We start from the raw sequence: 6285 nt of genomic DNA, 5'->3' as shown, positions 1-6285 counted from the left end.
CCCCGCCGCCGCCCCTCCCCCATAGGCCCGCAAGACAAAACCCGCCGCGATCGCCACCACATCCACAATTACCTTGTGCTTCAGGATCAGGTTATAGGCAACCTGCAAAAGGGCATAGCCCAGGATGGCCAGTCCTAAACCGGGAGCCTTCAACCAGCCTCCCACGAGGGCAATCCCGATCAGGAACGTGGCCAGGGCGATCGCCGTTGGGATGGGAATTAACCCCGCCGCGATCGGGCGCTTACACTTCACCGGATGCTGGCGATCGGCCTCCACATCGGCTAGGTCATTAAACAAATAAAAACTGCTGGAGGCGCAGCAGAATAGGACAAAGGCAATACTGGCATTCAGCAGAGTCAGGGGGGATAACTGAAACGCGAAGAGGGGAGCCGCGAACACAATCAGGTTTTTCGTCCACTGCCGGGGACGCACGGCGCGAAGATACGGGCCAATTAGCGTGCCCATTTCGTGGTTCTCCAGATCATCCCGAATAACGCACAGGAAATAATGGCCCCCAGGTTCCACTTCACGGAGTTCTTGAGGAGCCGCCGAAATCCGATCCCCTGGGCGATCGTAACCTGTTGATCGATCTGGGCCTGGAGGGTGTCAATCCGAGTGACCACCTCTGTTTTAAGCGTGGCTGGATTATCGTCTTCGAGGGTGATCCCTGCCCGATTTAACTGGTTCATCAAGGTTTGGAGGGTTTCCGGGGTACTGGCCTCTACCCGGCTTTGGAGCTGTTGTAGTTGCGCTCGTTGCTGTTCCGCTTGGGCCGTAAGCTGTTGTTGATTTTGCGCATTGATCCGTAGGGTGTTGACCACCCCCAGGGGAACCATGAGCAAAAAGAGCAGGGCCAGGAGACCCGCTCCCCAAGAGATCAGCCGTAATAGGATTTTTTCCGGCGGTTTTCGCCCATAGTGTTCGCCAAAGAACACGAGTCCCATACCCAATAGGGGCACGACCACGCGCTCGACGATCGCCCCGATCGCTTCAAACTCCCAAACTGGGTCGAGGAAGCGGGGAGGGATCAAAATCCGCCCAAGTTCGATCCCAAAAAACAACAGGAAACCATAGCCAATCCAGCGCAGACGATAAATCGATCGCGCTTCATCCTGGGCTTGGCCGTAAGCGCTCTCATGATCAGAAGCAGGGGAATCAGTCATGGGTTCAGTTACGTCAGATACGTCAGAAGTGAGTATGGCAGTTACATTTAATAGAACAAAGACCTAGCCAGGGGACATGTTGGTCTATTCAGGCACGGGTGGGGGGAAATTAGCCTGCCACCAATGATGCCACGGTACCCAAGCCGCCTCTAGTATCTGATAAGCTTGGGCCGATGCCATCGGGGTGTCGTGACGTTCTGCTACCGCTGGTGTCGTTGGCGGTAGGCGCACCATCATCAGGGTCCACAGGCAACGTCCATCCCAGAGCTTGTCCTGCCCCAGTAGCCAGCGCAGTACCCGCCAAGGCCGTAGCCCGGTGGCATAGCGGTTTTGGGTGGCCTGTTGCTCCGTGAGCGTACTTTGCCCCTTCGGATTGATGCAAGCCGTTAGATAGGCCCGTCCTTGGGCTGTGAGGACCCCATAGGCACCCGTTTCCGGATGGTAACGCTGCTGTAACCCCGCATTGGCCGTGCGAATCGGGGTATGGACAAACAGGAAGCGGCTAATATTACCATCCGTCCAGGGAGCCATGTAGTGCATATGAATCTCTAGGGGCTGGCCACCCTGCTGAAAGTGATAGACATGGGAGGCTCGGCTACCGGGAATCAGATCGATCGCGATCGGGGCACTCTCGGTCAATGTCCATCCCGGCAGCGGCGGCGCATCTGGCAGGGTAATCGGCGCGATCGGGGGGGGGGATTGGCGCGGATCGATCACCCAGACCTTAACGAGAACCCCACAGACTCCCGCCAAGGTCAAGGCCAAGACGGTGGTCCGCCAGGGCCGGGGCTTTCCCCCAGCCGTTAACATGGATTCGCCCCTTGGGGGCCGGTGGGCTGGCGCAGGAAGGCAAGCCAACAAAATGCCCCAAACAACAGGACCGCGATCGCGGAAAAGACCAGCGAACCATCCCCCGTATGCCAGTATTCAAACGCTTCCTGGCGGGTATTCGCGACCAGGATGGCCATTAGGGCGACGCGTCCCGCATTGACGAAAAAGCCAATCAGGGGAGCAATCACCATACACAAGAGCCGCTGTGGCCAACGCAGGGGCACCAACAGCAGGAATAGCAACGAGATGTAGAGCATTTGCAGCACATTGCTCACCCCCGAACACGCCCCGTAGACCTCTACCCGCCCTGTGGGCAAGGCAATAAAGGCCCCTTGTCGCGCCACATCAAACCCAGCATACCAGAGCATAAAGGTTGCTGCTTTTGCCGTCAGTAAGGACAGATCGATCGCCTGAAGCAATCCCACCACGAGGGGGGACACTAGCAACAACCCTAAAATGACTAATTCCTTCCAGAACTGCCCCACTCCCTGAAATCCGCTAGCCATCAAGGCTAACCCCAGAAAGGAGATAAAGGGGGAAGCCTGCAAGTGATAGCCACCGGGAGCTAGACTACGCACCAAAACCAGGGCAATGAGGGCCGCCCCGGCGATCGTCGCACCCGGGCTACTTTCCAAATGCAGATCCTGCCGCTTCTCCCACAGCAGCATCCCGATCCCTAGCCACAGCAACCCAACCGTTGCTAATAACTCAGAATCATCAGCCCGCAGCAGGAAAGTCCAATTTAAGGCAAATAGGCCGGCCCCAATGCCCAAAAGCCAATACTGGGGTACCCGCCAGGGCTTGAACTCAGAAAAATGGAACTCAGAGAAGTTGGGGATAGACATGGGAAATGCGGTAAATAATTAGGCAAGAATGGCATCGACCGTCAAGGCTAGGTCGGGCAAGGTGGGGGATTGCACCCGATCGCCCCGTTGATAAACGGCTTCTTCATAAAAACCATCTACTAGAGTTAAGACTAAAACCTGCTCCCGCATGGGGTCAACAATCCAGTATTCTGGAATTCCACGCGCCCCATACTCAGAGCGTTTGTAACGATAATCCCGATCTTCCGATCGCTTCCCCGGTGACACCACTTCAACGACTAACTGGGGAGGGGGCATCTCTTGACGAATCAGTGCCCGACTTTCGTTTTCCAAGAGGGGAACTAATTCCTCCGTCAGCACCATTAGGTCAGGAAGGCGTACCGTTGCCCGTAGACCAGTCACCTCAATTTCAGTGCCCTTACAACTGAGGCGGGCCGGTGGCAGCAACGCCAGAAATGCCCGCAAGATCTCCATTGCAATGCGATCGTTAATCCGCTGTTCCGGGGGCATGGGGACTAACTCACCAGCCTCCAGTTCGTAGTGGATTTCGGTATCATTATCATAGGCTAGATAATCTTCAAGGGTGAGGTATTTCGGTGTCGTGATCATGATCGATCTCAACGGTAGTTTGTTGTTGATAGGGCATTACTACGGAGCTTAACAATAACTATGGATGATCCGCAAAGGTTGCTGTTTTGCCATCAGCCGTAAATGAAACCACGGTATAGGGTTTCCGTTGATTTCCCATTGCCATCCCCGGTGAACCGATCGGCATCCCAGGGGTGGCAATGCCCACAACATTGGGGTTCTCCGTGAGTAGCCGCTGGATGTCTGCCGCTGGAACATGCCCTTCAATGACATAACCCGCCACGATCGCCGTATGACAGGAAACCAGGTTGCTGGGAACACCGTACTGTCGTTTGATGGCTGCTATCTTCCAGAGAAACCTGCGAAACACCTGCCATCCCGATTATTTCGCCTCCTGAAGTTGCACCACGGGCGCAAGTTCGGGTTGGCGGTTAACCTTGGACTCCACCTCGCGGGCGGTAGCGGTTGAGAAAATTAGCGTTGCTCCCATCAGCGCCATGATCGCGTTTTCTGCAAAGCTGACGATCCCCAAAGGAGCCTTGGAATTACCGCCAATACAGGCACAATTGAGCGCCATCTTGTCGATATACACCGCCTTGAACACGGAAACGGCCCCGCTCGCGCCCACCACCAGCGAACCAATCCCCGTTGCCAGGGGGGCAATCCCAGAAAGGAACCCTAATCCCACCGCCAGTTCAATAAAGGGATAAAACTTACCGTAGGGCTTGATCCGGCGGGTCACGAGGTCGTACTTGGCAAAGCTTTCAGCAAAGGCATCCAGATCCATCAGCTTCAGGGATGCCAGCATCGAGAGGGAAATCCCCATGAAGCCGGACAGGCCCAGGGAGGTGGACAGGGCCACCAGACCAGCGGTACTGAAGAGGGCCACCACGGGGGTGTAGGAATAGTCCGCTGCTTCGGCCTGGACCTCCAGGTAGGCCGCCAGATCGGTGTAGCCGCCAATGCGTTGATCGCCAAAGAAGATCTGGGGTGTGGTGGCAACATTGTGTTGGGCTTTGAAAGCCGCGAGCGCCTCTGGGGTGGTTAAACGAATATCCTCGAAGGCAATCCCCTTTTCATTGAGCAGATTCACCGCCTTGAGGCCCCAGGGGCACTCGTGATCAGGGGTGGACATCCGATAGAGCTTGACTGATGTTGGGAGCGCGATCGCGGCCTGGGTAGGTTGAGTGTGGGGCGCAGGCGCGGGGTCATGGTGCGCGGGGTCATGGTGCGCGGGGTCGTGTTGAGTGTGGGGCGTAGCTTTGAGCGGGGTCATGGGTTTACCTCATCGGTTGCAACAAGTGTGTTTGATTACGATGAATTAACCCTAAAGCCTACAGCCAACTTTAGAGTCAAGAGGGTTGCGCAAAATTTTTTCGACGCGGTTAGGGGTTACCGACCTTGCGGGGACACTACAGCCCGCTAGAGGGTTTAGAGTAGAAATAAAGTTGAGGGAAGGGGCAAACGATGACGATCGCGCTGGGTTTGAAGATTGGCGAAGTGGCGAAGCAAACGGGGGTAGCGGTGGGTGCCCTGCGCTATTACGAGACGCTGGGTTTGCTGCGATCGGAACGGGGCGACAATGGTTACCGCTACTATCCCCTGGCGGCAGTGCAGCAGGTACAGTTCATCAAAAAGGCCCAATCTCTGGGGTTTTCCCTCGAAGACATTGGCGAGGTGCTGAATGTGCATCAGCGGGGGGATATCCCCTGTGAGTTGGTGCAGTCACTTTTACAAACCAAGATTGAGCAACTGGATGCCCAAATTCAAGAGATGCTGGCGTTCAAGGCGCATTTGGAATGGTACCGCGATCGCTGGGGTACGCGTCATCCCCATCCCCAGCCGGGGGATATTTGTCCCCTGATCGAAACGCTCCCCTTGTCATCATAGATATTCGCCTCAGGACTATTGCAATCGTCAGCAAATCAGACGCCTAATCTCCGCAACCAACTCCCCGATGACCTGTTGTTGCTGGCATACAATCTCAATCAGCAGCCCTAGCCGTCAACTTTTGCCCAACGATCAACTTTTGTCAAAAAAGATTTGGCTGCGCCGTTATATTGGCGATCCGATTCCCGTGAGTCAGGGGATAATTTAGAGAGGGGGCATTCTCAGGGGGTATTCCCAACGTTTGTGGCCAGGGTTGTTCATGCAACAGCCAGTTTAGAAGCCAGTTCAACGGTCGCTGCGACGACCTCTTCAGTTCCGGAGTTTATACCAGCAACGCCGTGTGGGAATGCCTTGCCAGGATGCCTGCCCCGTGATGTGAGTGAGAAGGGAGTATTCGGTATGCAGTGTCAAGCATGGGGGCGGTTGGTCGCCCAAGTTAGTGCCCGAACTTTGGGGCTGGGAGCCGCGATCGGGGTTATGGCCCTAGGCGCTAATCCCATCACGAGTTTTCCTGTCTCGGCAGCTTCACCCACCACCGAGGCTGACTTCTGGCGACAGGCCCAGTCCCTCACCCAGGATCAGATTAACTTTATCGCGCTCACGGAAGCGGCAGCGGTCAGTCCCGATCCCAACCGGGTGCGGGTTGCCCGTGGCCAACTGGTGTTACATATCGGTACGATCGAACGGTTCCTGCGCCGCCATGCCGCCGATCCTGACGGGCTATGTTTGGAAAATCAGACCGAAGGCGTGACCCTGACGCCGCCGCAACGCCAGGTCTACTGCAATCTCTACCTCTCGGCCCAGGAACTCTGGGGGTTACAACCCAAGTTCAATCGCCGCCTGCGGATGTTGGCTAATCAGGCGGAACTCAATCCCCTGGCCTTGGTGAGTGGGGAAACTCGCTTAAATATCGTCGGTGCCCCCGTGTTTGAACGGGGCAGCTTGCGAGAACCGGCCAAACCCCGCTACGCCCCCGCCCCGGACCTGCC

9 protein-coding genes are annotated in these 6285 nt (G+C 56.2%); 2 read left to right on the top strand and 7 right to left on the bottom strand.

Features of this window, described 5'->3' with window-relative positions; all coding sequences use genetic code 11:
- The 7 genes from ACWIUF_RS07880 to ACWIUF_RS07850 all read right to left on the bottom strand — a co-directional run.
- The coding region (locus ACWIUF_RS07880; protein WP_448571739.1) for a UbiA family prenyltransferase at positions 1–465 on the bottom strand (465 nt) is incomplete at its 3' end.
- Positions 453–1163 carry an HpsJ-like protein, cyanoexosortase A-associated gene (gene hpsJ-A, locus ACWIUF_RS07875; RefSeq protein ID WP_448571738.1) on the bottom strand — a complete coding sequence of 237 codons (711 nt, stop codon included), beginning with the start codon at positions 1161–1163 and terminating at the stop codon, positions 453–455. The genes ACWIUF_RS07880 and hpsJ-A, both read right to left, overlap by 13 nt.
- Positions 1164–1247: 84 nt before the next feature.
- Positions 1248–1973 (bottom strand): cyanoexosortase A system-associated protein, encoded by a 726-nt coding sequence (locus tag ACWIUF_RS07870; protein ID WP_448571737.1) that lies wholly within the window; start codon positions 1971–1973, stop codon positions 1248–1250.
- Positions 1967–2839, bottom strand: coding sequence for a cyanoexosortase A (gene crtA, locus ACWIUF_RS07865; protein ID WP_448571736.1), 873 nt, complete (start codon positions 2837–2839; stop codon positions 1967–1969). The genes ACWIUF_RS07870 and crtA overlap by 7 nt, the downstream gene beginning before the upstream one ends.
- Positions 2840–2857: 18 nt before the next feature.
- Positions 2858–3427, bottom strand: a complete 570-nt coding sequence (locus ACWIUF_RS07860) for a Uma2 family endonuclease (protein WP_448571735.1) — start codon at positions 3425–3427, stop codon at positions 2858–2860.
- Between the two features lie 58 nt (positions 3428–3485).
- On the bottom strand, positions 3486–3776 hold the full coding sequence (locus ACWIUF_RS07855) for a DUF411 domain-containing protein (RefSeq protein WP_448571734.1): 291 nt from the start codon (positions 3774–3776) through the stop codon (positions 3486–3488).
- Between the two features lie 12 nt (positions 3777–3788).
- A complete protein-coding gene (locus ACWIUF_RS07850; protein WP_448571733.1) occupies positions 3789–4682 on the bottom strand; it encodes a glutaredoxin family protein in 894 nt (297 codons plus the stop codon).
- 191 nt (positions 4683–4873) lie between these two features.
- Here ACWIUF_RS07850 and ACWIUF_RS07845 point away from each other — a divergent pair, with 191 nt between their 5' ends.
- Together ACWIUF_RS07845 and ACWIUF_RS07840 are read left to right on the top strand one after the other, a co-directional pair.
- A complete protein-coding gene (locus ACWIUF_RS07845; protein WP_448571732.1) occupies positions 4874–5296 on the top strand; it encodes a heavy metal-responsive transcriptional regulator in 423 nt (140 codons plus the stop codon).
- Between the two features lie 399 nt (positions 5297–5695).
- A partial coding sequence (locus tag ACWIUF_RS07840) for a hypothetical protein (RefSeq protein WP_448571731.1) occupies positions 5696–6285 on the top strand: 590 nt, incomplete at its 3' end.

The sequence above is a fragment of the Trichothermofontia sp. genome (assembly GCF_053493415.1).
Note: the sequence above shows the minus strand (reverse complement) of the source record. Positions and strands in the feature narration are given on the sequence as shown.

What these genes read in the sequence shown, in the direction of transcription:
- hpsJ-A (WP_448571738.1), bottom strand. Translation starts at nt 1,163, where the DNA reads ATGACTGATTCCCCTGCTTCTGATCATGAGAGCGCTTACGGCCAAGCC.
- ACWIUF_RS07870 (WP_448571737.1), bottom strand. Translation starts at nt 1,973, where the DNA reads ATGTTAACGGCTGGGGGAAAGCCCCGGCCCTGGCGGACCACCGTCTTG.
- crtA (WP_448571736.1), bottom strand. Translation starts at nt 2,839, where the DNA reads ATGTCTATCCCCAACTTCTCTGAGTTCCATTTTTCTGAGTTCAAGCCC.
- ACWIUF_RS07860 (WP_448571735.1), bottom strand. Translation starts at nt 3,427, where the DNA reads ATGATCACGACACCGAAATACCTCACCCTTGAAGATTATCTAGCCTAT.
- ACWIUF_RS07850 (WP_448571733.1), bottom strand. Translation starts at nt 4,682, where the DNA reads ATGACCCCGCTCAAAGCTACGCCCCACACTCAACACGACCCCGCGCAC.
- ACWIUF_RS07845 (WP_448571732.1), top strand. Translation starts at nt 4,874, where the DNA reads ATGACGATCGCGCTGGGTTTGAAGATTGGCGAAGTGGCGAAGCAAACG.